Origin of the sequence: Polaromonas sp. YR568 (assembly GCF_900116715.1) — a bacterium.
In the GTDB taxonomy this organism is placed as follows: Bacteria; Pseudomonadota; Gammaproteobacteria; order Burkholderiales; family Burkholderiaceae_C; genus Polaromonas.
The window spans coordinates 15,867-41,536 of record NZ_FPBM01000009.1; the positions used below are offsets into that span (position 1 = coordinate 15,867).

A 25,670-nucleotide genomic window follows, 5' to 3' on the forward strand; every position below is an offset into this window, starting at 1 on the left:
GGGCCCTTCAGTTCGCGTAGTACAGCACGGCCACAAAGTGGCAGACCGTGCCGGCCGCCACAAACATATGCCACACAAAGTGCCCGTAGCGAAGCCGTGAGTCAGTGGCAAAAAAGCCCACGCCCAGGGTGTAGAAAAGCCCGCCGGCCACCAGCCAGAACAAACCCCAGTTCGGAATCAACTCGAGCATAGGCTTGATGGCGATCAGCGCAACCCACCCCATCGCCACATACAGCGCGGTAGAGACACGCGGGTACCGTATGCCCGCCACGGCCTTCACCGCCACCCCGGCCAGCGCCATGGTCCACACCAGGGCAAACAGCGTCCAGCCCCAGGGCCCGCGCAGCACGCCCAGCGTGAAAGGTGTGTAGGTGCCGGCAATCAACAGGTAGATGGCGCCGTGGTCCAGGACCTGGAACACGCTTTTGGCGCGCGCCGCACGCACGGCCGGAAGCGCGTGGTACAGCATGGAGGTGAAGTACAGCAACACCATGGTGGCGGCAAACACGCTGGCGGCTGCGACGTCGATGGCATCGCCGTTGCGCACGCTGGCAACCACCAGGAAAGGCGCCGCAATCACCGCAGCCAGCAGCGCAACACCGTGGCTCACACTGTTGGCGATTTCCTCGCCCAGCGTCTGCACACGGTCTTGTGATGCCGCCACAGCAGCGGCGTCCACACTCATCGTTTGAGCAGCGCCTTCAGCACGTTCTGCACACGCCGCGCATTGGCGGGGTCAAAGTCGGCGGCCAGCACCTGGGCGGTGTCTTCGCCCCAGGTTTCGGCCGGCGCCGGTGCGTTGCGTTTGGTGAGCAGTTGCAGTTGCAGCATGCGGCGCGCGCTGATGTGCTCGGCCGGCGTCGGCAGCTCGGCGGCGATTTCCAGGCGCAGCAGCGCTTCGGATGCGTCCTTGCCCGAGGGCGTGCTGACGGCTTGCACCCAGCGGTTGCGCACGGCTGGCGGTACGGCCTTGCCGAGGTCTTGCGCGCTCGGCAGCTGGGCCGGATCGCGTTTTTCCCAGGCGGTGAGCACGTGGGTCAGCACCTCGCCGTGCGCCTGCATGGCGAGCTTTTTCAGGGCCTGGTTGGCCGCTTCAAAAGCTTCGCGCTGGGCGCGGAAGGCGGCATCGCCCAGGCGTGGGCCGCGCTCTTCAAAGGCGGGGCGTGCGTTGCGGTCGCCACGGTCTCCCCGGTCATTACCGCGCGGACCGCGGTCGTCACGGCCTTCACGGTAGGGCTCGAACTTGTTGTCGGTGCTCTGGCGTGGGCCGCCTGGCTTGCTGCCGGGGCGCGAGTCCTTGCGGTCGCCAAACTTGCCGCCGCGTCCGGCCGCTACCGGTTCGGCCTTCTTCATGCCAGGGCGGTCGTCGCCGCGGCGTGCAATCACCGGCTTGGGTGCGGGTTTCGGCGCGGGTGCGGGTTCGGCGGGTGCGCTGGCGGGTTCGCTGGATTCGGCAAATTCTGCGGCTGCCGCATCTGCAGCGGCTTCGGTAGCGGCTTGCGCCGGCTCTACTTCTGCAGGGCTTGCAGCTTCATCGGCAGTAGCAACCGGTGCGGCATTCGCATCTGCCAGCGCGGCTTCAACCGACGGCGCGGCCGGTGCGGCAGCAGGCGCTGCAGCCGGTGCGGGCACAGGCACTTGCCCGCGCACAATCGCCTCCAGCGCCTTGGCGGCCGCGTGGATTTTCTGCACATCGCCGCTGGCGGTAGCGGCTTCCACGGCCTTGGAGGCTTCGAGCACCATGCGGTCGTATTCGCCCAGGGCGGCGGCGGCTTTTTCACGCTCGGCCGTCTTGCGCTGGAAGGCGTCGTCTATGGGTTTGCGGAAGGCGTCCCACATCTTTTGCTCTTGCTTGCGCTCGATGGGTACGCCCTGCGCTTCATGCTGCCAGCGCTGTTGCAGCGACTTGACGGCGTCGATGCGCAACTGCGGCTCGGCGCCCAGCACCACGGCTTCTTCGATCATGGCCTTGCGGCGCGCGATGCTTTCGGTGCGTGCGGCGGTCAGCGCGGCATCGGCTGTTTCCATCGCGGCTTTCCACACGGGCTGGATTTCAGCAAAGGCCTTTTCGCCCAGGTGGCCGGCTTCGCGCCATTTTTCGACAAAGCCGTTGAGGCTGCGGATGTGGTGCTTCCAGTCGGTGTTGCCCTTGTTGGCTTCAGCCCAGGCCAGCACTTCGTCGATCAGCAGCTTGCGCTCGGCCTTGACGGTTTCGCTTTGTTCCTTGACCTTCTCCAGCCAGGCTTCGACGACCTTGTGCGCTTCGTTGCAGGCGTCGTCAAAACGCTTCCACAGCGCGTGGTTGGGCGTGCCGCCCTGGTCGCTGGTCTTCCACTGCTCGCGCATGGCGCGCAGGGCTTCTTGTTGCTTGCGCCCGCCCAGCGGCTTGGCCACCAGGGCCTCGGCTTTCACGACCAGCTCTTCGCGGATCTGGTCGGCGCGCCAGCGTTGCCAGCCTTCGAGTTCACCGGCGGCCGTCAGGGCGGCGTGCGCGGCGGCTTCCAGCTTGCTGTCGATGTTGCGGATATGTTCTTTCAGGGCCTGGCGCAGGTCAGCGGCCACCTTGGGCGTGGACTTGCCGTGGCCTTCACCGACTTCATGCTCAAGGCGCGTCAATGCTTCCTGCACGATGGCGGAAGATTTTTCGCGCATCTCTTTGAGTACGGCCGGGTCGATCTTGGCCTTGGGCGCGCGTGCGGGCTGGTCACCTGCGGCGGGCGGCAGGCCGCGCGCGGCGCGCAGCTCGTCGGCCCAGACCGGCACGGCAGGCAATGGCGCGGCGGCATCTTCAGCGGCCTTTTGGGCTTGCGTCAGCGCGCCCTGGAAGGCGTCCCACACGGCCAGCAGTTGTGCGCGCGATGCGTCCAGCAGCGGCGGGAATTTCCCGTCCACGCTGGCCCAGTTCGCGTCGTGCGTGATTTCGTCGGCCTGCGACTGCCAGTGCGTGACATCGCCGCGCAGGGATTCAAGGGCGGCTTCGGCGTCGCGCCAGGGTTTGAGCGACAGCACTTCGGTGCGCTGGGCCAGCAGCACGGCGGCTTCGCGCTGCACCTGGGTGCGGTGCTGCAGGTCTTCAATCGTCTTGACGCGGTCGGCCAGCTGGACCTTCAGGCCGGCCAGCGGCTCTTTGGACAGCGGCGCGCCGGCCTTGGCGGCATCGCGCTGCCACGCCAGGGCGTCGGCCAGGTTGAGCTTGGGCACGGCCAGCAGCGCCTGGGCTTTTTCGGCCCATTCGGCGGCCACGGCTTCCTGGCCCTTGCTGCGCTTGATTTCGTCGAGCTTTTCTTTCAGCGGCTTGGCTGCGCCCTTGTCGCGGTTGGCCAGGTCTTTGTAGACCTCGGCCATCTGCTCGGCCGTGGGCTCGGTGGCCAGCCAGGTGCGGATGCGCGCGGTGCGCTCGCCCGAAGTGGGCGCGGAGAACGCGCCGCCGGTCAGGCCGTCCAGCGGATGGGCCTCTGCCTGCTTGGTGGTGGGCGTTTTCACGGCGGGAGTTTCAGGTTTGGAAGATTTAAACATGGGAGCGCAAAGTCAAAAAATAAGTGCCGCCAGCCGCAAGGCTCCCCGGGGAATGGGGGACTTTGCAGGCGGCAGCGGGTGTTGGAGTGGATGGGGGGCCGGCGCCGCAACCCGTGTTGCGCGCCCAAGCCCAAGGGCCCCATAAAGCTTTATCAATAAAGCACTGACGCTATTTTCGCTGTTTTTACGGCATCGCCAAATTCAGCTCCGCGCGGGGTGTCCATTTGGCCTCGGGCGGTATGGCTTTGGCGGCGCCCAGAAAGAGCCTTTCAGGGGGCAGATCGCGCGATGCGAGGTAGTCTTTGACGGCCACGCCGCGCTGCACCGCCAGCTCGCGCATGGCGTCGTCATTGACCTTGATGTCGGCCAGCAGCAGTTTTTCCATCTCGGGCACGGGCAGGTCTTTGGCCAGGCCGATCAGGTTGCGCGGCTTGGGCATGTCGGCGCGTTTGTAGACCTCTTTGAGCAAGTCGGGGTATTCGGCCGGGCTGATGCTGACGGCGGCCGAGGTGGTGCCGCCCTCCTTCACGGTGATGCGGCGCTTTTCGGCACGCACCAGAGAATCAAGCCGCGCGCGCTTGAAACCGTCTCGCTCAGCTTCCACGCTGCTGGTGCCGACCACGGTGAGCTGCAGCGAGGGCCGCTCCGTCAGCGCCTTGGCGACTTTGTCCAGGCCGGCTTTGGCCTCGGGACCCAGCTCTGCGCTGCCGGCGGCAAAGCCCACGGTGCTGAGCTCTTCACCGCCGCCGCCCAGCGCGCTGGCCAGCAGGGAGAACGGCGCGGTAATCGCCTTGACGATCACATTGATGATCACCTTCACGATGATGGGCCCCAGGCTGAACTGCGGGTCGTTGAGCGAGCCGCTGATGGGCAGGTCGATGTCGATCACGCCGTTGCGGTCGGCCAGCAAGGCGACGGCCAGCTTGACGGGCAGGCTGGCGGTGGAGCCCGGCACCTTCTCGCCGAAGGCCAACTGGTTGAGGATGACCTTGTTGGTGGCGGTGAGGCGCCCGTCGGGCTGCACCACATAACTCACGTCGACGCTGAGCTTGCCGCGGTTGATGCCGTAGCCCGAGTATTTGACGGAGTACGGCGAGAGCGGCGGCAGCTCAAGGTCGCGCACCTTGCCTTTGATATCAAGCGCCAGCGGCTTGGCCAGCGGGTTGAGCTTGCCCAGGATTTCAAGCGAGGCTGTTCCTTCAGCCCGGCCGCGCAGTTCAAGGTCGGCCATGTTCGGTGCAACCGGTGCGCCGCCGGCCGCAGCCGCGGGCGCCACCGATGAGAACGCGCTGAGCTTGCCGGTCAGCTCGGTCAGGTCTGCCGAGTAATTGGGTTTGACGAAACGGTCGGAGAACAGCACCTTGCCGTTGATGAGGCTGATGGGGCCGAAGCTCACGATGGCGGGCGGGCCGCCGGATGCCGAAGCTGCCGGTGCGGTTGGGCTGATGGGTTGCGCCGAGGTTTGTGCGCCTTTTAGCGCGCCAGCCTGCACAGGACTTGCGTTATCAGCTACCGTTTTTGTAGCATCCGCCGCCGTGGCCGAAGCCTCGGGCGCATTGCCCTTGACCAGGTCTTGCAGGTTGATGCGGCCGTCGGGCATGACGATCACACGCGCAAAGAAGTCGGTGAGCACCGTTTCCTTCACGTCCACGCGTGTGGCTTTGGCCGGCTCCAGCGCCACATGCAGGCCGCGCAGGTTCAGCGCTTTCCAGGCGAGCAGGTCTTCGCTGGGCGCCAGCGTGTTGGCGCGGAATTCTTCCAGCGACACATCGCCCGTCACCTGCGCCTGCGTGCCGGCCGGCAGCTGGCGGTAGGCGACGCGGCCCTTGAAGCTGGCGTCGGCGCGCAGCAGCTCGATATTGAGGGTGTCGGCCAGGTATGGCTCAAAGGCCTGCAAAGGCAGGCGGTCAACCACCAGCCGGCCTTGCGCCTGAATGGGCGCCAGGGCCAGGCTGCCGTTGAAGTCGACCTTGCCGGGCTCAAACCGGCCGGTGGCCAGGCGCAAGGAGGCTGTCAGCGGCATGGGCTTGGCGGCCTGGGCTTTGGCGGCAGGCCTGTCGTCGAGCAGCAGGCCGCCCAGTTGGGCTTTGGCGGCAGTCACCTCAAAGGCCACGGGTTTGGCGCCGGCTTTGTCGGAGAACGACATCGCGCCGCCTTCAAGCTGCACGTCCTGCACGGCCACGGCCCATGAGGGCGCAGAGGCGCGGGTGGCGGTGTCGGTGGGTGGCGGGGGTGCGGCGGCAGTCGATCGGTGGCCGACCATCCAGCGCTCGTACATCCAGCGCTTGTCGCCGTCACGGTCGACCCTGGCCTTGGGTTCGGTCAGTTGCAGCTTGGCCGCCTTGAAGGTCTGGCCGGTCAGGTCGATGTCGGCTTGCGTGAGGTCTACCCGCTTGATGGAGACCAGCGACACCTTGCCCTCGGCCAGCTGCACATCGCTCAGGGCAATTTGCGGCGCGGTGACTTGCAGTGCCTGCGGCTTGTCGCCGCTGGCGGCTTGCCAGTTCACGCCCAGCTGGGCGTCGAGCTGGCCGTTGAGTGCCGGCAGCAAAAACTGGCCGACATACTTGGCCGCCACGCCCAGCGGCCAGGCGGCCACATTGGCGGTGACTTGCGCGGCCTGGTCGGTGGCGGTGCCATTGAAGGTCAAAAGTGCGGGCGTCGCTGGGGCGGCGGGCGCTGCGGCCTGGGTGGCGGGTTTGGCTGATTTTTTAGCTACGGGCTTGGCCGGTGCCGGGGCGGCGGCAGGCGGCTCCAGGCCCACTGAGCCGTCGAACTTCAGGGGCGCACTGGCCGCAAACGGCATGGCGATGGCCGAGGCATTGAGCGCGAAGCCGGCCAGGCGGATGTCGGCGGGTGAGGCCAGGGTTTCGTCCAGCCAGTTCACGCGGCCGTCACGCACGGCCACGCGGGCCACTTGCACCTTCCAGGGGGTTGAGGCGGGCGCGGCGGCTTTCACCGGTGGCGCGGAAGACGCCGTCGTTGCCGGGCTGCTGGCGGCACCGGCTGCAGCCGTGGCTTGGTCTTTGGGGTCATTTTGGCCTGCAGCCCTTTGGGGGCGGGCGTAAGCCGCTTCTTTTTTTATAGCAACCGCCACAGGGGCCGGCAGCAGATTCAGGCGCCCTGCCCGGTCACGGGCCAGCGACAGCGTGGGCGCGGTGAGCTCGACGGCGGACAGTTTGACGAACTGCTCGAGCGGGCGCACGTCGTCCATGGTGATCTGCAGGCGATCGAAGGCAAGCAGGTCGGGCCGGGCGGGTGGCGGTTCGCTACCGCGTTTTCCCGACGGCGCCGGGGCTGCCGATGGGCCGGCCTGCGCAGCCAGCAGCCGGACTTTTTCCGCCGTCACGGTGCCGGAGATGCGCACCACGGTGGCCGGCGTCTGCTCAAACGCCACCTTGGCGTCGGCATGCAGCACGGCGGCTTGCAGCTTGACGGGCAAGGTGGCCGGCCAGTAGACCAGGTAAGGGTTCAGGTCAAAACCGCGCAGTGTGAAGGTGGCATCCGTCTTGTGCGTCTGGGCAAAGGGCGTGCCCTCTGCGGCGGTGTCAAAACTGCTGCCGTTGAGCTTGAAAGCCAGGTGCGGCGAGGTCTTGACCTCTCGTTTGGACTTGAGGTTGCTGAGAAAAGGCACCGACAGGCCCAGCTCGCGCAGTTCGTGGGTCTTGCCGAAGGGCTTGTCGGTGTAGTCCATGCGCCCGCCGCTGACCACGATGTTATAGACCGCGAATTTCGGCGGGTCGCTGGGGGGAGTGTCTTCGGGGGTCTGGAAGCGCTCGAGAATGTCGTCGATGTCGTAGCGCCCCTCGCCCTGGTGGGTGAGAAAGGCCACCGGCTCATCGATCTGCACCGCATCGGCCACCGGCGCGAAGCGCAGCAGGGACTCGAGCTCAGCATCTATATATATGCGCTTGATGGCAAGCTGGGGTGCTTCCTGGGGAGATGGCTGGGGAGATGGCTGGGAAGGTTTCGACGCGCCGGCCCTGGCAATGGCCAGGTCGCGCAGGGTGAGCTCCAGCGACCAGGGCTTGAAGTCCACTTCACCCACTGTGACCTGCCGGCCCAGCTTTTCAGAGGCGATCTTCTCCAGCTGCGACTTGAGGATGGAGGGCACAGCCGCATAGGCCAGCGCCCACAGCAGCAGCAAGCTGCCCACCGCCAAGGCCGCGCGGCGCCGCCAGAGCGGTGACTTGGCCACGGCGGCCCCCCTGGCCGGTAACGACTTCCCGATTTCGCGCCAGTTGGTCTCGCGCCAGTTGAACTCCCGCCATTTATTCTTCAAATCTTTGATTGCCATAGGCGTCGAGTTTTTAACGCCCGGGCCGATAGGTCAATGACTTATTTGAAAAAGACGGTCACCCGAAGGGAAATCAGGTGTGAGTCCCCCAAAGAAAAACCCCGGGCAGTGAGACCGACCGGGGTTGACGGCGGGCTTGATGCTCATGCCGTCGGGTTTCCGCAAAAGAGAGATGAATCGTCTCCAGTGCGATGAAAGCAAGTGATTGCTTCCAGGTTTTCCGGGGTTGGTTACCCGGTTGGATGCGTGAATGAACACGCAATTGCAGGTTAAACCTGTGCCGGCGCAGAGGCAAGACCATCTTTTCAATCACAGTTGCGGCAGTGATTGCCTTTGCCTTTGGGGGCTGAAAACCACCGCAAACGTCCCACAACAGCCATCGAATCCGGCCTACATCCGGACCCGCGATCCGACTATCCAGGATTTTTTACATCGAACTTAACTTAGAGCTTGGTCTCAAAAAGAGGCCGTAACTACCTTGATTTAGGGCGTTTCTGCCGAAGATCAGGGTTTTTATTTGCCTTTTTAATATAAAGAAACGATTTGTTATTATTGACAGGTTATTAACGAGACCCATAGAATCCCGCCAGTCCCACAAGAACCTAGGGACAACCCGAATCCGCTGCCCTATTCATCAACGAAGCCGGCAACGTCAAACAAGGGGTCCAAACCCCACAAGGCATGCCTTGGTTTGATGGCGACCCAATCAAAGCCTGCCTGGCCCCCAAAGGGCCTGCAGGCGTAGAAAGGAGTGCTATGACAGCGCTAGGACAATTCAGCCTTGAGGCGCACCTGAAAAGTGTGCGCAACGGTGTTTCAACCGTTGCCGATGACATCGCCCAAGGTTTTTTCGAGATCACCCACAACAGCTTCGCCCTTCTGGGCCTGGCCGTCGTGTTCGCGGTGATCACACTGACTGCCCGGCCCGACTTGCGTCAGGCCGGTGAATTCAAGCTCATGACCTGGCTGCAGCAGCGCCAGGAAGCGGCCATCGGCTTTACCGAGCCGGCCGCCATTGAGCGCGCCACGGCGTCCAACCCGAAAGACCTGCCCGCCCAACAGGCGGCGGTGGCTTACTGGCTGAGCAAGAAATACGGCGTCGCGCCCGAGCCGCTGAGCGTGCTGGTGGCAGAAGCCTTCGAGATCGGCCAGAAAGCCAAGCTGGATCCGACCCTGATCCTGGCCATCATGGCGATCGAGTCGGGCTTCAACCCGTTCGCGCAAAGCCCGGTGGGCGCCCAGGGCCTGATGCAGGTCATGACCAAGGTGCACCACGACAAGTACGACAACTTCGGCGGCAAGCTGGCGGCGTTTGACCCGGTGACCAACCTGCGCGTCGGCGTCAAGGTGCTGCAGGAATGCATCGCCCGCGCCGGCTCCATCGAAGGCGGCCTTAAATACTATGTGGGCGCAGCCAACATGGACGACGACGGCGGCTACGCCGGCAAGGTGATGGGCGAGCATGCCCGCCTGCTGGCCGTGGTGGCGTCCGCCTCCAAGCGCGGTGCGCCTGCGCCCTTCTTTGCCGCACCCGGCACCTCGCGTCCGGTGCCGGCCTCCCTGCCGGCCCAGGCTGATACGCCAGTGCCCGAGGCCAAAACGCCTGAGAAAGTGGCGCTGTTGAGCCAGTCCTGATTCGGCGCCCCTCCGCGCCCTGTTATATCCACGCCTCAAAGCCGGGCCGCTGCCAGCGCCCCGGCTTTTTTGCTTTTCGGGCTGCGTCTGAGAATCCCGGCGCCGGCGGGTTTCGGGCGCCCTCGGTTACACTGGGAACGTGCGCGACTGGCGATAGGCTCATGGTTTTCACAATCATTGAAGCTGACGTGGGACACCACTGGGAAGCGCACCGCTGAAAGCCGTTGGGCCCAAGCGTTCAGCCGTTCGCCTGGGCAGCCCTTGTTTCATTTAGAGCCGCGGCTCGTGAATAGCAGGGACCACGTCTTTAAGGACTGCCATGTACCACCGCAACATCCTGGTTGAACAAACCGACCCCGAAATCTTCGCCGCCATCCAGGCTGAAAACGCCCGGCAAGAGCACCATATCGAGCTGATCGCCAGCGAAAACTACGCCTCGCCCGCCGTTATGGCCGCGCAAGGCTCGCAGCTCACCAACAAATACGCCGAAGGCTACCCCGGCCGCCGCTACTACGGTGGCTGTGAGCACGTCGATGTGGCCGAGCAACTGGCCATCGACCGCATCAAAACCATCTTTGGCGCTGAAGCCGCCAACGTGCAGGCCCATTGCGGCGCATCGGCCAATGAAGCCGTGTTCCTGGCCTTCCTCAAGCCCGGCGACACCATCATGGGCATGAGCCTGGCCGAAGGCGGCCACCTGACGCACGGCATGGCCCTGAACATGAGCGGCAAGTGGTTCAACGTCGTCTCTTATGGCCTCAATGACAAGGAAGAGATCGACTACGACGCGATGGAGCGCAAGGCCCACGAAACCAAGCCCAAGCTGATCATCGCGGGCGCCTCGGCCTACAGCCTGCGCATCGACTTCGAGCGCTTCGCCAAGGTGGCCAAAGCCGTCGGCGCGATCTTCATGGTCGACATCGCCCACTACGCCGGCCTGGTGGCCGCGGGCGTCTACCCCAACCCGGTGCCGCACGCCGACATCGTCACCTCAACCACGCACAAGAGCCTGCGCGGCCCGCGCGGCGGCATCATCCTGATGAAGGCCGAGCACGAAAAAGTCATCAACAGCGCCATCTTCCCCGGCCTGCAAGGCGGCCCGCTGATGCACGTGATCGCGGCCAAAGCCGTGGCTTTCAAAGAAGCCATGTCGCCCGAGTTCAAGACCTACCAGCAGCAGGTCGTGAAGAACGCGCAGATCGTGGCCGACACCCTGACGCAGCGCGGCCTGCGCATCGTCAGCGGACGCACCGAAAGCCACCTCATGCTGGTCGACCTGCGCGCCAAGGGCATCACCGGCAAGGAAGCCGAAGCCGTGCTGGGCAGCGCCCACATGACGATCAACAAGAACGCCATCCCGAACGACCCGGAAAAGCCGATGGTCACCAGCGGCGTGCGCATCGGCACCCCGGCCATGACGACCCGCGGCTTCAAGGACGAAGAAGCCCGCGCCACCGCCAACCTGATCGCCGACGTGCTGGACAACCCGCGCGATGCGGCCAATATCGAAGCGGTCCGCGCCAAGGTTCACGCCCTGACCAGCCGCTTCCCGGTATACCGCTGACCATGAAGGACAGCGCAGGAACTATGATTTTTATAGCATCCTGCGCTCGTCTTCGTTGGGCTAGTGGCCGATTTGATCGATTTATTTCTTTAGATTCAGGTCCCCGCCCATGAAATGCCCCTTTTGCGGCCATCTTGAAACCCAGGTTGTCGAAACCCGGGTGTCCGAGGATGCCGACTTCATACGCCGCCGCCGCCAGTGCGGCGCGTGTGAAAAGCGCTTTACCACCTATGAGCGGCCCGACGTCACCTTCCCGTCCATCGTCAAGAAGGACGGCCGGCGCATCGAATACAAGCGCAGCAAAGTGCTGGCCTCGCTGAACCTGGCGCTGCGCAAGCGCCCGGTCAGCACCGAGCAGGTGGACTCGGCGATTGAGCGTATCGAAGAAAAACTGCTGAGCCTGGGCTTGCGGGAAGTGGCTTCCAACCGGATCGGCGAGCTGGTGATGCGCGAGCTGCGAAAGCTCGACAAAGTCGCCTATGTCCGCTTTGCCAGCGTTTACCGCAGCTTTGAGGACATTGACGAGTTCAAGACGCTGGTGGACGAGGTCCGGCGCTAGGAACCCTCAACGGTTCCAGCAAGAGGCGGCATCCCCAATAGACTGCCCTTTGACGCCCAGGTTGTTGAGCGTCAAATTGCCACAAACGTTGTCCACCCAGCCACTGGGCGTGGCCGTCAATGTAAATCCCGTGGCGGTGACGGCAGAAAGTGCAATGTCATAGCGCTTGGTTCCCTGCGCTGGCGAAATTTGCAGCCGGCTCGGCAACGCAGGGGCATTGTTGGAAGCATCAACATACTTGAAATTACTGGAGCGATAACGCTCCATGAATTGCGCCGCTTCCAGCAAAGTTGATTTCCCGGCCGAGCGATTGGAACGCGCCGTATAACTTTGATACGAAGGAATTGCAATCGCCGACAGAAGGCCGATGACGGCCACCACGACCATAAGCTCTATCAAAGTAAAGCCGCGATTATTTTTGATAACGGATTTCAATTTTTCTCCTTCTCGCTAAGCGTTACTGAAACGGGGCGGCCGTTGCGCACAACAGCCGGCCCCATCCCATCGATCACTTTAACTGGCGCCACACCTGGCGGTTCATCGAAGCCGGCACGGTCGGATTGTTCAGTCCGATGGAAATCACGCGAGTCGTACCGTCAACGCCGTTGATATTAACGGTTTGTTCGCCGCCGGTGCCGGTCGTGAATGAAGTTGTCGGTGGTTCGCCATTAAAGATGGTCTGGCTGATATACAGCGTCGGCGCCCCACCATCTTGCAGCACGAACACCCCGCGCGGTGACCCGCCGCGTATGCGCACCGAATTGTTGGTAATGCTGCTGAAAACCTTCTTGTATCCCCCGGTCATCGCGTCGATGCCCGTAATCCAGGCATCCAGGCCCGCTTGACATTCGTCCGTACTGGGCACGATGGACGTGAACAGGAAGGCATCCACCAGACCGGCCACCGTATAGCGGACCGGCGGCGCAATCACGCGCTCACCCGCAACAACATTGGTGCCCGTCAACTGGACGACCCAGCCTTTTTTGCCCGTGACGGTATACCAGAAGGGCGACGCGGCGGCAGACGTGGTTCTGACATCCGCACCGGCGGCCACGGTAATGGTCATGGACGAAAGGCTGGACTCCGCGACAAACGGTGTCGTATTAAGGCTGTGAGCCAAGTCATCGTAGACCCCGTACAGGGCCTGCACAGTGGTGTTTGCCGGATCGGCGGCTGTCAAATAGCTACCGGTTCCAAAATAGATCATTTTCCCGCCCGTGGTGAGGCCTGTCGGTGCGGGGCCGACCTTGATTTCTGCCGTGATGGGCCGGCCCGTTGGGGTCGAATAAATCAGGGCACCCGCCGTCGCGACATTGGGGTCAAACCGCCAGATATTGCCCTTGAAGTCGGCGCCATACACATAGTCAATGGTGTCCCGGTTGCCGGTAGTTTTGCGCACCACTTCGATGGAGCCCAGTCCATTGTTGGTAAAGGCTGTCGCGGTGTTGGTGGGGATGACGCGGACCAGGGCGCCCGTATCCAGTCGCACCACATACAGGTTGGCGGTCCCTGCCGTGCTGTTGTAGCCGTTGCCAAAAATCGCAACCCAGGTTCCGTCATTGAGCTTGCCGATCGCCGGCCGGCCCATGATGCTGCCGAGGGTCGTTCCGGCGCCTGTGGAAGATTGGTTGAACTCCCACAAAATGCTGTTGGCCGTAAATGTCTTGGACGTCGCATTGATCGCAAATATCGTCTGCGCGCCGCCCCCGCCCGTGCCAAGGACAATCGTGCGCCAGCTGGTCGAGGCGTCGCCCGGAACAGGAATTTTTGCATGGCTGATGGCGATGGGGCCGTCGACAAAGTTTTTATGGATGTAACCCGGATCGGCCAGATCCTTGACGTTGGTCCGGGCCGCCTGAGGCATGAAACTCAGCAGTTCCCCGCCACCGGTTGCGTCCGGCTCTGCGTCAAATATATGGAAGAACCCGTCGTTGCTGCCAACCGCAAGCATTTCAAAATTGATGCTGGCCAGGAAGGTGTTGTAGGTGGCGTCACCGACGGCGTAGTCATAGTCCCTTTTGGAAATGATTTGCGGATCGGAGTTCACGATATCGCCGAGGACAGAGCCAAACTCTGCGCCGGCAGTGGTGCCCCGGTTACGGAACGTGCCACCCTTGCGCTCTTCCGCCGATTTATCACCCAACAGGTATAAATAGGTGGCGGCATTACCGAAATCAGCTTGCTCCGCGGTGGTCATCGTTGCAAATGCGGTCGACGTCAGCTGAAACGGTGTGGTCGAACCGCCTCTGCCCAAAAACAGTTTGTTGCGCGAAGCAGGCGCTCCAATTTTCGAGGCAGCCTCCCAGATGGGCGTATTGGCCAATGCACCACTGGCGGCGATGGGGAAAGCGTAGACACGTGACGACCAGGTCAGCGAATCGTAGTTGGCCTGGTAAATGGCTGCGGATCCCAGGCTACGCTGCCCCACACCCACCACACTGGTACTGGCCACAGCAGCGAGCGCAGCAGCTGAACGGAAAGCCTTGCCCATCTGTTCGGGCAGCTCGGCAGGATTGCTGATCTTGAAGTAATTGGTGGGATCACCCTTGGCGTCGAGCACGCCGGCGCCGCCATATTTGGCCGCATACCAGAGCGGATCATGCGGCAGGTAGCTGCCCGCCGTAGACGCAGCGCTCGACAACGTGAACGTGCGACTCGTCGGCCTGTCCCAGGAAGGCAGGCACGCATTGATGGAGTTCAGATAAACCTGGTTGTACGCCCGTTGGTTCGCTCGCTGGGTAGCGTTACCGCCGGTGGTCGGCAGAGCGGGATTCGGCAGATTGGCTGGATCATAAGATGGGCAAACATTGGCCACGATAGCCGGATTATTGGGATAAGCCGCAAAAATATTGCCTGGCAAACCCGGGTGCGTTATACCGTCGCCATTCATCCGCACAGTAGGCGGTGCAGGCGCGGGATCCTGCCCGGCCAGCGTGTCCAGGTAATACACATCACCTGCGGAGATCGGCGAAGGCGTACCATTTTTATTGGTCCGCGTTTCCAGATACAGGCCATCTTTGGTAGTGCCTGAAATCACATAACCCAGATTCGATTGAATGCCGCCGGGGTTTTGGTCCAGCTGGGTCATGTTGATCGTCACAGTCGAGCCGACAAGCGTAATGTCGTAACGCACCTGCGCATCGGTTTCATTGTCAGTACCCTGGTCGCCGTCGGAAAAGTTGACGACCGCGCTGACGGAGGTGGGTGTGTTGTTCGCGTAGTAAAACCCGGTGATGGCGCCAGTCGCCTGATAGGTGCCGGGCGTTTTATCGATACCGCCACCGCCTACGGCCTTGGACAGGGGAACAATCGAAACTTTCTTGCCCGTCGCATCCGTCAGTTCAATTTTGGGCGTCAAGCTGCCGAGCGCCACGGCGATCGTGTCAACTTTCTGACCCGTTACCGTTGGCACACCCGGAGGAGCCCCCACAGGAATACCGGTGACCCGGCCAAAGCGGGCCACAGACGCGGCATAAAAGCTGCCCTGGGACTGCGTTTCATCCGGCGCATGCCCGCGAATCTTTGCAAACGAGCTGGCCGTCTTGGCGGTTGGGTTCCCATCGGAAACCGTATCCGACTGCCCGATAAAAATCTTGCGAGTCCCAAGACCTTCCGCGGTCCACATGGTGTTTGCTTCAGTGGTGACGTTCAGGCCCGTCAAGTCGCTGGTACCCAAGGCGGTGCCAAAGTTCGTTGTAGGCGTGAAATTCGCCCCCGGCAACTGATCCGAATCGAAGCTGGTCAAAGGATCGGCGATCACCATCTGAACCGGCCGGGAGCAAATCGGGCTGCCTCCGCTGGCTTTGGGGCGGAAAGGATTTTGCCAGGCCGGCAAGGCCGGGAAACCTATCGTTGCATCGGCACTTGAGGTGCTGGAATAAACATAGGCGCTGGTTCCCGCTGTCTTGCCCGAAAAATAGCGCAAGCCCTCGTACATCATTTCCCCCACCGGGGCGCCCCATGATTTGCATTCGGCTTCGTTTCTGTTGGCTGAGGTTTTATATCCGCAGTCGTATTGCGAGCCGCCCCAGCCATGAATAGTGATTCTGTCGATGGTGCGGGCAATGCCGTCGTTGGCGGTGTTGAACTGCCCGGTGCTCGCAACAATTTCGTCGTTGAAGCTGCGAATATTGCGGCGGACCACGCCGCCCGAATAGTTCTTCTCGTAAGAACCCGTGATCAACCCAAATTTCAGCTGGTCATTGATCGCATAGTCATGAAGTGTGCCGGTCGGCTTCCAAACCGTGGGGCTGCCGGACGGATAGCCCCTGCAACCTGCCTCCCGCACACCACCGATCGGAACGCAAGCCTCAACCCGGAGCACGATGTCAGTGGCGGCAACGGAACTTCTGCCGCCACCTTTCGAAAAATTGGCCGGATTGGTACCGATACCTTGCGCAACGTCGGCTGACGCCCAGGTCCAGATCCGTTCGGTCGTCAAATTCGCGTTCGTGATGTAACGCAAGACCGGCGCAGTGCTCGCGTTCAGGAACGGGTAAGTGGTGTTACTCCCGTCCTTGACGACCACAAAGAGGTGCTGCGTGCCGGCGGTCGGCGTTGCCAGTGCCGTGTACTGGGTAACGTCGTACGTATCGCGGCCGGGCCTGAACTCTTTACCCCAAACGTGGCTATCTTTGGGTATGTAGGCTGCCTGCAGGACGGTTGAAGAAAATGAAGGACTGCCCGCCGTCGTTGCACTGTCGACAACCCTGTATCCACCGTACAGCACTCGCCGCAATGCGTCCATCCGCGAAGTTGTTGCCCAATTCAACCAGTTGCCATGCCACCGTTGAGTCGTGCCCACTTTGCAACCTGTTGCCGTTGCCAGCGCTATCGGCCTGAACACCGGGTTGTTTGTGCCCGTGCTGGCGTAGTCATAGCAACGGTCAGAAACAAAATTGCCGTAATACGTGATCGTCGGCTTGAACCCCACATCGACAACGCCGTCGCCGTTAATGTCACTGGTGTCGTTGTATGCCGCGTAAAACAACCGGTGATCCCGGCTCATGGTCAACATGACAAGGCCTGGAGCGCTCTTCAACGCAAGCAGAGGAACCTGTGCAATGTCCACCGTGGTCTGTGCCATGGCCGTTGTCATCGACGAGCCGCCCAGCACCACCAGCAGGCTGACCAGTACAGACCTCGCCGCCTTCACAAATCCCAGCGCCTTTGCGCCACCTGGCACGCCCAAGGCTTCAACAGGTTTTTTGTGTTGACGCGCCACCCGGATCACGTCCGGACACCTGCTAAAAACAGACTGATTGATCATGACTGAATCTCCTCAATACACTGACTATGGGGTGGTGGTAATGGCTTTGGTATAGAGGACTTGCAATACGACCTCCGCGTTACCCGACCCACCCGTGCTTCTTGACGTGACGCGGTAATTTGTCGTCGTTGTCGTCGAGCCACCGCTGCTTGTTGTTGTCTGCGACAACTGCTCGATCACATACTTTGCCTTGTCGGCGTTGTTTGTATATTTTGTTGTTACCTCAGCCGCGCAACTGGTCCAGCTAAATGGCGTCGTCGTCGTGCAGGTCGACGTCGTGGCGCCGGCGCCCTGGTTCCAGAAATTCGTATTGCCGCCGCCTGACAATGCGGGGTTGTAATGCCCGAGCGTGGCCCCGTTGAAGCTTCCAGCCTCGATAACCGCCAATGCCTCCTTGCCGGCGTTCTCGGCGGACTGGAACGAAGTGTTGCGGTCCACAACATTGCCGGTCATTCTTTCGGACAAGCTGGTATTGCGAAAACCAACAACACTGATGCTCATCAGCATCACAAGCAAAATAAGACCCACCAGCAAAGTCATGCCGCGCTGCTGCCCGCGACCTGATCTCAAAGACGGAATCCGCCGTCTTCCCTTGCCGAATTTTGGCGTGTTGCGATATTTTTTATAGCAATCGAGTGGGCAGGATGTTTCAACCATGATTGATCTGGCATGCGGCTTCATCGCGCTGCCACCCGGTTACGCAAGACAACAGTCGTCGAAAATTCCTTGCGGAGCCGATTGGTGGAAGCCCCGGCCGGCACTGTGTAGGTTTGCCCGAGAAGCGTGGGAGTTGCCTGCGTCACCCCTGGGTTCACGTTGTCTTCGGAGCTGATCATCATCAAGCCAATCCGCACAGCCACAACCCGGGACCAATCGGTGACGGCCGCCGCGGTGGTCCGCCAGGCGTCGACAGTCAGGGTAGGCGCGCCCAAAGCATCCAATGTGGTGTTTTCTCCATAGTGAAGCTGCATGCTTTCAACATTGGAGACCAGTTCTTCCGGGGCCTGCCTCGCATTGCCGTTGTAAAACACCCGGTACAGGCTGGGTGTGTCCGCGCCGGCGCGGGTGGCCACGTAATAAAAATTCCATTCAGCCGGCATCACGACCGCGTCGGTATTAAAGATCGTGCTGGACGTAAAAGTACCGGCTGAATTGCCCATCGAGGTGCTGTGGTCGATGGTGGTCACACCGCCGCTGGTAGCCACTTTCCCCTTGAAAATGCTGGAGGAACTGCAGTTCGAAATAATGAAGTCATAGACGCCACTATTGGCCGTGGCATTGCGCCATCCATAAGTGTCAGCGGCAATCTTCAGGCTGTCGCTGGTGTTGGCCATCAAGACACTTAGAGAAACGGCATTGATACTGCCGCCGGCAAAAAACAGGCTGTCCGTACCGCTTGATGCCGGCGCCGCACCCGACGCGAACATGCCGGAAGGCACGTTATCAAATCCACGAACGAAGTTGAACCCCGTAAAGGGCTGCTGGGTGACCTCGGCAACCGTTGTTTCAATCGATGCCAGGGGATTGGGCCCATTGATACCCCCCGGGCTGCCGGTGGTCATAACACTGCCCGGAAAGTAAGTCGTTACAGCGCCAACCGTGATCTTGTTGATACCAGGGCACCCGGCATATCCAGCCATCCTCAGGTCTTTTGAAATGCTGTCCAGGGCAAAGGCCGCATCTTCCTGCAGCCGTCCGGAGGTTTCCTGAAACCGGAATGACTGCTTGACCGCCACATACACGGAAGACAAGCCGATCAGAACGGCAAGTCCAAGCGCAACCGCAATCAGCAGCTCGACCAGCGAGAACCCACCCTGGGCGGTCCGCACTGCAACATGCCTGGTTATTTTCATAGTCGCAACTCAAAGGTGACTGTTTTAAAAGCTGCGCCTGAATTGTCAGTACAGGCGGTCAGATCGGCATCGCTCAGCGTGCCCAGGCAGTTACTCCAGCGCACCTGAATAGTCACCTTGCGGTCTGTACCGCTGACGGAGTTTGTGATCTGGCCATCACCCTGCGGCAGCTGCGCCGCCAGGGCCTCCAGCCAAACTTTTTTGTCATTCAGCGCAATAGACGTAGGACTGCTGGGGGGGGAATCTGAATAGAGCGTGAGGTATTCACTGGTGGCGGAAAGGGCCACAGTCGGATTGGCGCGAATACGGTCAGCCATGTCCGCTGCCAACTGGCTTGCCTTGGCCATGGACTCCGAAGCCACGGCGTTTGATACCCCGTTGACCAAAAGGCCCGCAACGCCCAGCAAGCCGAACGAGAGAATGACCATCGTCACCATCACTTCAATCAAACTGAAGCCATGCGGGCGAACCGATGGATTGCGAGACGGCAATCGAACGCGCTTGGGCAGATTTTGGGTATGTATCATTTTTTAGGCGCCATCAATTGGTAGGGCAGCTCTGGGCCGCCTCAACACGCGTGGTCCGAACCCTGCCCGTGTTATTGATCACCAGGCAGTACTTTTGACTGGTTCCATCGAAGAACCAGAATGACCGGTCAACCACCGCCGCCCCCGAAACGTCAATCAGCCGCCCCTGCCCGTTATAGGAAAAGTACTTCAGCGTCCCGGTCTGGGCAGTGCTGACCGGAAGGGATGGCACGCCAGCAACCTCGAGGCGGGTCACCGTGCCACTGTCGGCCGTAGGGCCAACACCGGCATTGGCGGTGGTGGTCTTGTCAACAAATACGGTCCACCCATTGGTCCAGACCCCGGCAGTCCCGTTAGCGGCGACCGTTACCCGCGCATCTGATCCGCGCTTGACAGCCTCCGACCTCGCCAGACTCAGCGACACCTGCAGTGCGGATGAGGCCGAAGCCAACCGGTTGCGCCGCAGAAGGTCAGAAAAAGAAGGCGCGGCAAGCCCGGCGAGTATGCCCACAATGGCCACCACAACCATCAACTCAATGATCGTGAATCCTCGCTCCCGCGCTCGCGGCCCTGCGGGCAATGGCGCAGAGCGAGAGCAATGTGCAAGGGCAATCGCGGGGGAGGGCTGACCGTTCATGCCTGGCATCTTAATGACGGCAAGCAGTACAGCGGTTACAGTACTGACGAGCGGTTGCACCGGCTCGCCAAGCGGCACTATGACAAACCCGACCCCCCCCTCAGACCCATCAAACGCGGCAGCTCTTGCGCTCAGTTTGGCGTACGCCGCCAGAGCCGTTACCCCGCCCAACCCGAGCGTTGGCTGCGTAATTGTCGATGGGCAACGCATACTCGGCCAGGGTCAAACGCAACGCGCTGGCGGCCCCCATGCCGAGATCATGGCGCTGCAGGACGCCGCGGCCAAGGGTTACCCCGTGAAAGGCGCTACCGCCTACGTCACGCTTGAGCCCTGCTCCCACCACGGGCGCACCGGCCCCTGCTGCGACGCATTGATCGCCGCGGGGATCAAAAAAGTTGTGGCTTCGATTGCAGACCCCAACCCGCTGGTTGCCGGACAGGGCTTTGAGCGCCTGCGGGCAGCGGGAATCGAAGTGGAAGTAGGCCCGGGGGCAGCGGAGTCCAGAGAACTCAATATTGGTTTCTTTAGCCGCATGGTCCGCAAAACGCCGTGGGTTCGCATGAAAATTGCCGCCTCGCTGGACGGCGTCACGGCGCTTGACAACGGCCAGAGCCAATGGATCACCTCACCCGACGCGCGTGCTGACGGCCACGCATGGCGCGCACGCGCCGGCGCCATACTGACCGGCATTGGCACCGTGCTTCAAGACAACCCGCGGCTGGACGTCCGGCTGGTTGACACGCCAAGACAACCTTATCGCATCATCGTGGACAGCCAGCTCCAGACCCCGGCTGACGCACAAATCTTCAAATCGGGCGGTGCAATCTGGATCTACACCGCCGTGAGGGACGAACCCCGCGAGGCCGCCTTGAAAGCCTTGGGCGCGACAGTGAGTTATTTGCCAAACGCCCAGGGGAAAGTCGATTTGGCAGCCTTGATGCAGGATCTGGCCCGCCGTGAAATCAATGAATTGCATGTCGAGGCCGGCAACAAACTCAATGGTTCACTGATCCGCGAAGGCCTGGTGGATGAAATTCTGGTCTATCTCGCCCCCAAGCTGCTCGGTGCCGGGCAAGGCATGGCCTCTTTCGGCCCGCTGCAGCAGTTGTCCGATGCGCTTCCCCTGCGGTTTCTTTCCACTGAAATGGTCGGCGCCGACTTGCGTGTGCTCGCGCGCGGCGTGGGCCGGGACCAGTTCTAGCCGGCTCCTGACGCAGGCCCGGCGGGCCTGAATCGCTTTTCCCGGCCAATCCGGGTCAATAGTGCCCTTTCTCCACGCGCAGCCCCGATTCCCTGCGAAAATGGCGGCATGTTTACCGGAATCATTACCGGCATGGGGCGCATCGTCGCCATCCATAGCCTGGGCAGCTCTTCAGACCACGGCAAGCGGCTCACCATTGAGGCGCCTGCGGGTTACCTCGATGACGTGGGCCTGGGAGACAGCATTGCGCTGAACGGCGCCTGCATGACAGCCACCACGCTGGACTTGGCTAACCACCGTTTCACTATCGATATTTCCGCCGAATCCCTGGCCAAAACCACCGGCCTGGCGCAAACCGGCCCCATTAACCTCGAAAAAGCCCTGCGCGCCCATGACCGCCTGGGCGGCCACATCGTGTCGGGCCATGTCGATGGGATCGGCAGCGTGACGCACTTTGCGCAAGTGGGCGAAAGCTGGGAGCTGCGCATACGCGCCCCGCGCGAACTGAGCAAATACCTGGCTTACAAAGGCTCCATCACCGTCAACGGTGTCAGCCTGACGGTCAACCGGGTCCTTGACCTGGCCGACGAAGCCGGCGGCAGCGAAATCAGCATCAACCTGATTCCCCACACCGTCGAAAACACCGCACTGGGCGAACTGGCCGCAGGCTCCAGCGTCAACCTGGAAATCGACCTGATCGCGCGTTACGTAGAGCGTATGCTCAACGACCCTCACAAAAACATCAAAACCCTCTGAACCATGACCACTGCCATCTCCCCTGTTGAAGACATCGTTGCCGACATGCGCGCCGGCCGCATGGTCATCCTGATCGACGAAGAAGACCGTGAGAATGAAGGCGACCTGGTGCTGGCAGCGGACCACGTCACGCCCGAGGCCATCAACTTTATGGCGCGCTTTGGCCGCGGCCTGATTTGCCTGACCCTGACCCGCGAGCGCTGCGAGTTGCTGCAACTGCCGCCCATGGCCACCCGCAACGGCACCAAACACTCGACGGCGTTCACCGTGTCCATTGAGGCCGCTGAAGGCGTGACTACCGGTATTTCCGCCGCCGACCGTGCCCGCACCGTGCAGGCCGCCGTCGCCAAAAACGCCAAAGTCAGCGACCTCGTCCAGCCCGGCCACATCTTCCCCTTGCAGGCAGTCGACGGCGGCGTGCTGATGCGCGCCGGCCATACCGAAGCGGGTTGCGACCTCGCCGGCATGGCCGGCTGCTCCCCGGCAGCCGTGATCTGCGAAATCATGAAGGACGACGGCACCATGGCGCGCCTTCCGGATTTGCTGCTGTTTGCCGCCGAGCATGGCCTGAAGATAGGCACCATCGCCGACCTGATCGAGCACCGCAGCCGCAACGACTCCCTGGTGGAAAAGATCGGTTGCCGCACTCTCCAGACTGCTTTTGGTGAATTCACCGCCCATGCTTTCAGGGACAAGCCCAGCCAGGGCCTGCACCTGGCCCTGGTGCGAGGCGAATGGTCTGCCAACGACGTCGTGGCCGCTCGCGTGCACGAGCCGCTGTCGGTGCTTGATGTGCTGGAGACGGGCCGCCCCATGCATTCGTGGAGCCTGGACCAGAGCCTCAAGCACATCGCAGACGAAGGCAAAGGCGTGGCCGTGCTGCTGAACTGCGGCGAAAGCGCGGCGCAATTACTGGCCCAGTTTGAAGGCACCGCGCGCGCCAGCCAGGCGCCCGAGCGTGGCCGCATGGACCTGCGCACCTACGGCGTGGGCGCGCAGATATTGCGCGAATGCGGTGTGCACCGTATGAACCTGATGGGCAACCCGCGCCGCATGCCCAGCATGACGGGCTATGGCCTCGAGATCGTCGGTTACATCACCAAAGACTGACTTTCCCCTTATTTATCTATTCATCAATCTATCAACTACAAATCAATCAAAAGGGACTCACCGTGTTCGGAGCAGAAAAAGGTACAGCCGACAAGCTGGATGGCAGAAAACTTTCCATCGGCATCGTGCAGGCGCGCTTCAATGAAAGCATCACCAACACCCTGGCCGACGCTTGCAAGCACGAGCTCGCGGCCCTGGGTGTGCACGAAGACAACATCCGTCACGTCCTGGTGCCCGGCGCGCTGGAGGTGCCCTGCGCCCTGCAGGCCCTGGCCGAAAGCGACAAGTACGATGCCCTGATTGCGCTGGGCTGCATCATCCGCGGCGAGACTTATCACTTCGAGCTGGTCGCCAACGAAAGCGGCGCGGCCGTTACCCGCCTGGCGCTGGACTACCAGTTGCCGATCGCCAACGCCATCCTGACGACGGAAAACCTGGCGCAAGCGCAAGCCCGCCAGACTGAAAAAGGGCGTGACGCCGCCCGCGTGGCCGTCGAAATGGCCAACCTGATCAATGAAATTGCCTGAGCTTTCGATTCAGCTCTCACACCTTTAACCCGACTGGCACTTTTCATGGCTGATCCCATCATCAAACCCAAACGCCCTCCCCAAACCCGCACCGGCCTGACCGACACGGGTGTGAAGAAAGCGGCAGACAAATCGGCCCGCACCCGTGCCCGCGAATTCGCCCTGCAGGCGCTCTACCAGCACCTGGTGGGCCGCAACGAGGCCGACTCGATCGACGCCTTTACCCGTGACCTGGTGGGTTTTCACAAGGCCGACTCCGCGCATTACGACGCCCTGCTGCACGGCTGCATTGAAGGCGCAAAAACCCTGGACGCCCAGATCACGCCTCTACTGGACCGGCCCATGGCCGAGATCTCGCCCATCGAACATGCTGTGCTCTGGATAGGTGCCTACGAATTCACCTACTGCCTGGATGTTCCCTGGCGCGTCGTGATCAACGAATGTATCGAGCTTGCCAAGGCTTTCGGCGGCACCGACGGCCACAAATACGTCAATGGCGTGCTGAACAAAATGGCGCCTGCACTCCGCGCGGCTGAAGTCGCTGCCGACAAGTCCAGGCAAACGCCGGCGTGAAGGGCCGGCCATGAAGATCGCCCAGCGGGCTCAGCGCATTGAGCCGTTTTACGTCATGGAAGTGGCCAAGGCCGCTTCGGCCCTGGCCCAGGAGTTCGCCCACAGCAACAAGCCGATGATCTTCCTGAACATCGGCGAACCGGACTTCACCGCTCCGCCGCTGGTGCAGCAAGCCGCGGCACGCGCCATCGAAAATGGCACAACGCAATACACCCAGGCCACCGGCCTGCCGGCCCTGCGCGAGCGCATCAGCGCCTGGTATGCCTCGCGCTTTGGCGCGCAAGTGGCGCCCAGCCGCATCGTCATCACGGCGGGCGCCTCGGCCGCACTGCAACTGGCCTGCCTGGCCTTGATCGAGGCGGGCGACGAAATCCTGATGCCCGACCCCAGCTACCCCTGCAACCGGCATTTCGTCAGTGCGGCGGAAGGCCAAGCGGTGCTGGTACCGACCACGGCAGAAGAGCGCTTTCAGCTCACCCGCGAGAAGGTGGAAGCAGCCTGGAACCCCAAGACACGCGGTGTGCTGCTGGCCTCGCCCTCCAACCCGACGGGCACTTCGATTGCGCCCGAAGAGCTGCAGCGCATCCACGAGTTCGTACACAGCCGCGGCGGCATCACGCTGATCGACGAGATCTACCTGGGCCTGAGCTACGAAGAGCATTTCGGGCACTCGGCGCTGGCCATGCCTGGTGAACTGGGCCAAAGCGTCATCAGCATTAACAGCTTCAGCAAGTACTTCAACATGACGGGCTGGCGGCTGGGCTGGCTGGTCGTGCCCGAAGCCCTTGCGCCGGTGATCGAGCGCATCGCACAAAACCTCTTTATCTGCGCCAGCACGGTCGCCCAGCATGCCGCCCTCGCCTGCTTTGAGGCCGACAGCTTGCGCGAATACGAGCGCCGGCGTGCCGAGTTCAAGGCGCGCCGCGACTATTTCATTCCTGAGCTGAACCGCCTCGGCCTCACGGTGCCTGTGATGCCTGACGGTGCGTTCTACGCCTATGCCGACTGCACCGAGGCCGCCAAACGCCTGGGCGTGAGTGGGAGCTGGGACTTTGCTTTTGAGCTGATGAAGCGCGCCCATCTGGCCGTTACGCCAGGCCGCGACTTCGGATTGGCGGCACCAGAGAAATTCATCCGCTTTTCCACGGCGAACTCCATGGCGCAGTTGCAGGAGGCCGTGGCCCGGCTCAAGGCGGTGCTGGCATGACCGCAGGCGAGCGGGTTTTCAGTTGGCTCCTGCGGGTCTACTGGGAAGACACCGACGCCGGCGGCATTGTGTTTTATGCCAACTACCTGAAATTTTTTGAACGTTCGCGCACCGAATGGCTCAGATCATTGGGCATCGAACAGCAGCGCCTGCAGGAGAGCACCGGCGGCATCTTTGTGGTGGCCGAAACCAGCATCCGTTACCACCGCTCGGCGCGGCTGGACGATGAACTGATTGTTACGGCAGCCTTGGTCGAATCGGGCCGCGCGTCCATGATAATCAGGCAGGAAGCGCTATTAAAAACAGAGCAGACGGCGGAAAACGCCAACCCGCTGCTCTGTGAAGGCACGATACGGATAGGCTGGGTCGACGCGGCCAGCCTTCAACCCCGGCGCATTCCCGCATCCATTCTTGACAGCCTGAAAACGTGAGAAAAGCT

General features: G+C 61.9%; 19 protein-coding genes and 1 riboswitch. Of the genes, 10 read left to right on the forward strand and 9 right to left on the reverse strand.

Going from position 1 to position 25,670, the window contains the following annotated elements:
• Nucleotides 1-7: 7 nt before the first annotated feature.
• The 3 genes from BM408_RS17525 to BM408_RS17535 form a co-directional block, all read right to left on the reverse strand.
• Nucleotides 8-685, reverse strand: coding sequence for a PAQR family membrane homeostasis protein TrhA (locus BM408_RS17525; protein WP_092131438.1), 678 nt, complete (start codon nt 683-685; stop codon nt 8-10).
• Entirely contained in the window at nt 682-3,516 is a 2,835-nt protein-coding gene (locus BM408_RS17530) for a DUF349 domain-containing protein (RefSeq protein WP_092131440.1), read from the reverse strand. Before BM408_RS17530 ends, BM408_RS17525 begins: the two co-directional genes overlap by 4 nt.
• Before the next feature lie 184 nt (nt 3,517-3,700).
• Nucleotides 3,701-7,813 (reverse strand): DUF748 domain-containing protein, encoded by a 4,113-nt coding sequence (locus tag BM408_RS17535; protein ID WP_092131441.1) that lies wholly within the window; start codon nt 7,811-7,813, stop codon nt 3,701-3,703.
• Between the two features lie 756 nt (nt 7,814-8,569).
• On the opposite strand from BM408_RS17535, the gene BM408_RS17540 reads away from it, so the two are divergent.
• From BM408_RS17540 to nrdR, 3 genes are all read left to right on the forward strand, one after another.
• On the forward strand, nt 8,570-9,448 hold the full coding sequence (locus tag BM408_RS17540) for a lytic transglycosylase domain-containing protein (RefSeq protein WP_092131443.1): 879 nt from the start codon (nt 8,570-8,572) through the stop codon (nt 9,446-9,448).
• Nucleotides 9,449-9,581: 133 nt separating this feature from the next.
• A riboswitch (ZMP/ZTP riboswitch) is annotated at nt 9,582-9,711 on the forward strand.
• A gap of 56 nt (nt 9,712-9,767) precedes the next feature.
• Complete coding sequence (gene glyA, locus BM408_RS17545) at nt 9,768-11,012, forward strand: serine hydroxymethyltransferase (protein WP_092131444.1); 1,245 nt, start codon at nt 9,768-9,770, stop codon at nt 11,010-11,012.
• 109 nt (nt 11,013-11,121) lie between these two features.
• The gene (nrdR, locus tag BM408_RS17550) at nt 11,122-11,571 is read left to right on the forward strand and encodes a transcriptional regulator NrdR (protein WP_092131446.1); all 450 of its coding nucleotides are present in this window, start codon (nt 11,122-11,124) and stop codon (nt 11,569-11,571) included.
• Nucleotides 11,572-11,577: 6 nt separating this feature from the next.
• On the opposite strand, the gene BM408_RS17555 is transcribed toward nrdR, so the two are convergent.
• The 6 genes from BM408_RS17555 to BM408_RS17580 all read right to left on the reverse strand — a co-directional run bounded on the left by BM408_RS17555 (nt 11,578) and on the right by BM408_RS17580 (nt 19,857).
• Nucleotides 11,578-12,006 carry a type IV pilin protein gene (locus BM408_RS17555; RefSeq protein WP_305790680.1) on the reverse strand — a complete coding sequence of 143 codons (429 nt, stop codon included), beginning with the start codon at nt 12,004-12,006 and terminating at the stop codon, nt 11,578-11,580.
• Between the two features lie 73 nt (nt 12,007-12,079).
• On the reverse strand, nt 12,080-16,840 hold the full coding sequence (locus BM408_RS17560; protein ID WP_092131447.1) for a pilus assembly protein: 4,761 nt from the start codon (nt 16,838-16,840) through the stop codon (nt 12,080-12,082).
• Nucleotides 16,841-16,864: 24 nt separating this feature from the next.
• On the reverse strand, nt 16,865-17,497 hold the full coding sequence (locus BM408_RS17565) for a pilus assembly PilX family protein (protein WP_175541834.1): 633 nt from the start codon (nt 17,495-17,497) through the stop codon (nt 16,865-16,867).
• 20 nt (nt 17,498-17,517) lie between these two features.
• Nucleotides 17,518-18,693 (reverse strand): PilW family protein, encoded by a 1,176-nt coding sequence (locus BM408_RS17570; protein ID WP_092131450.1) that lies wholly within the window; start codon nt 18,691-18,693, stop codon nt 17,518-17,520.
• Nucleotides 18,690-19,220, reverse strand: coding sequence for a type IV pilus modification protein PilV (gene pilV, locus BM408_RS17575; protein ID WP_092131452.1), 531 nt, complete (start codon nt 19,218-19,220; stop codon nt 18,690-18,692). The genes BM408_RS17570 and pilV overlap by 4 nt, the downstream gene beginning before the upstream one ends.
• Before the next feature lie 13 nt (nt 19,221-19,233).
• Nucleotides 19,234-19,857, reverse strand: coding sequence for a GspH/FimT family pseudopilin (locus BM408_RS17580; RefSeq protein WP_175541835.1), 624 nt, complete (start codon nt 19,855-19,857; stop codon nt 19,234-19,236).
• A gap of 79 nt (nt 19,858-19,936) precedes the next feature.
• On the opposite strand from BM408_RS17580, the gene ribD reads away from it, so the two are divergent.
• The 7 genes from ribD to BM408_RS17615 all read left to right on the forward strand — a co-directional run bounded on the left by ribD (nt 19,937) and on the right by BM408_RS17615 (nt 25,662).
• Nucleotides 19,937-21,058, forward strand: a complete 1,122-nt coding sequence (gene ribD, locus BM408_RS17585) for a bifunctional diaminohydroxyphosphoribosylaminopyrimidine deaminase/5-amino-6-(5-phosphoribosylamino)uracil reductase RibD (protein ID WP_092131455.1) — start codon at nt 19,937-19,939, stop codon at nt 21,056-21,058.
• A 108-nt stretch (nt 21,059-21,166) separates the two neighbouring features.
• The gene (locus BM408_RS17590) at nt 21,167-21,814 is read left to right on the forward strand and encodes a riboflavin synthase (protein ID WP_092131457.1); all 648 of its coding nucleotides are present in this window, start codon (nt 21,167-21,169) and stop codon (nt 21,812-21,814) included.
• 3 nt (nt 21,815-21,817) lie between these two features.
• Nucleotides 21,818-22,924, forward strand: coding sequence for a bifunctional 3,4-dihydroxy-2-butanone-4-phosphate synthase/GTP cyclohydrolase II (ribBA, locus tag BM408_RS17595; protein ID WP_092131458.1), 1,107 nt, complete (start codon nt 21,818-21,820; stop codon nt 22,922-22,924).
• Nucleotides 22,925-22,986: 62 nt separating this feature from the next.
• Nucleotides 22,987-23,451 (forward strand): 6,7-dimethyl-8-ribityllumazine synthase, encoded by a 465-nt coding sequence (ribH, locus tag BM408_RS17600; protein WP_092131460.1) that lies wholly within the window; start codon nt 22,987-22,989, stop codon nt 23,449-23,451.
• 45 nt (nt 23,452-23,496) lie between these two features.
• Complete coding sequence (gene nusB / locus BM408_RS17605) at nt 23,497-24,024, forward strand: transcription antitermination factor NusB (protein WP_092131461.1); 528 nt, start codon at nt 23,497-23,499, stop codon at nt 24,022-24,024.
• 10 nt (nt 24,025-24,034) lie between these two features.
• Nucleotides 24,035-25,231, forward strand: a complete 1,197-nt coding sequence (locus BM408_RS17610) for a pyridoxal phosphate-dependent aminotransferase (protein ID WP_092131463.1) — start codon at nt 24,035-24,037, stop codon at nt 25,229-25,231.
• Nucleotides 25,228-25,662: a YbgC/FadM family acyl-CoA thioesterase gene (locus tag BM408_RS17615; protein WP_092131464.1), complete on the forward strand. Its 435-nt coding sequence runs from the start codon at nt 25,228-25,230 to the stop codon at nt 25,660-25,662. Before BM408_RS17610 ends, BM408_RS17615 begins: the two co-directional genes overlap by 4 nt.
• Nucleotides 25,663-25,670: the final 8 nt, after the last annotated feature.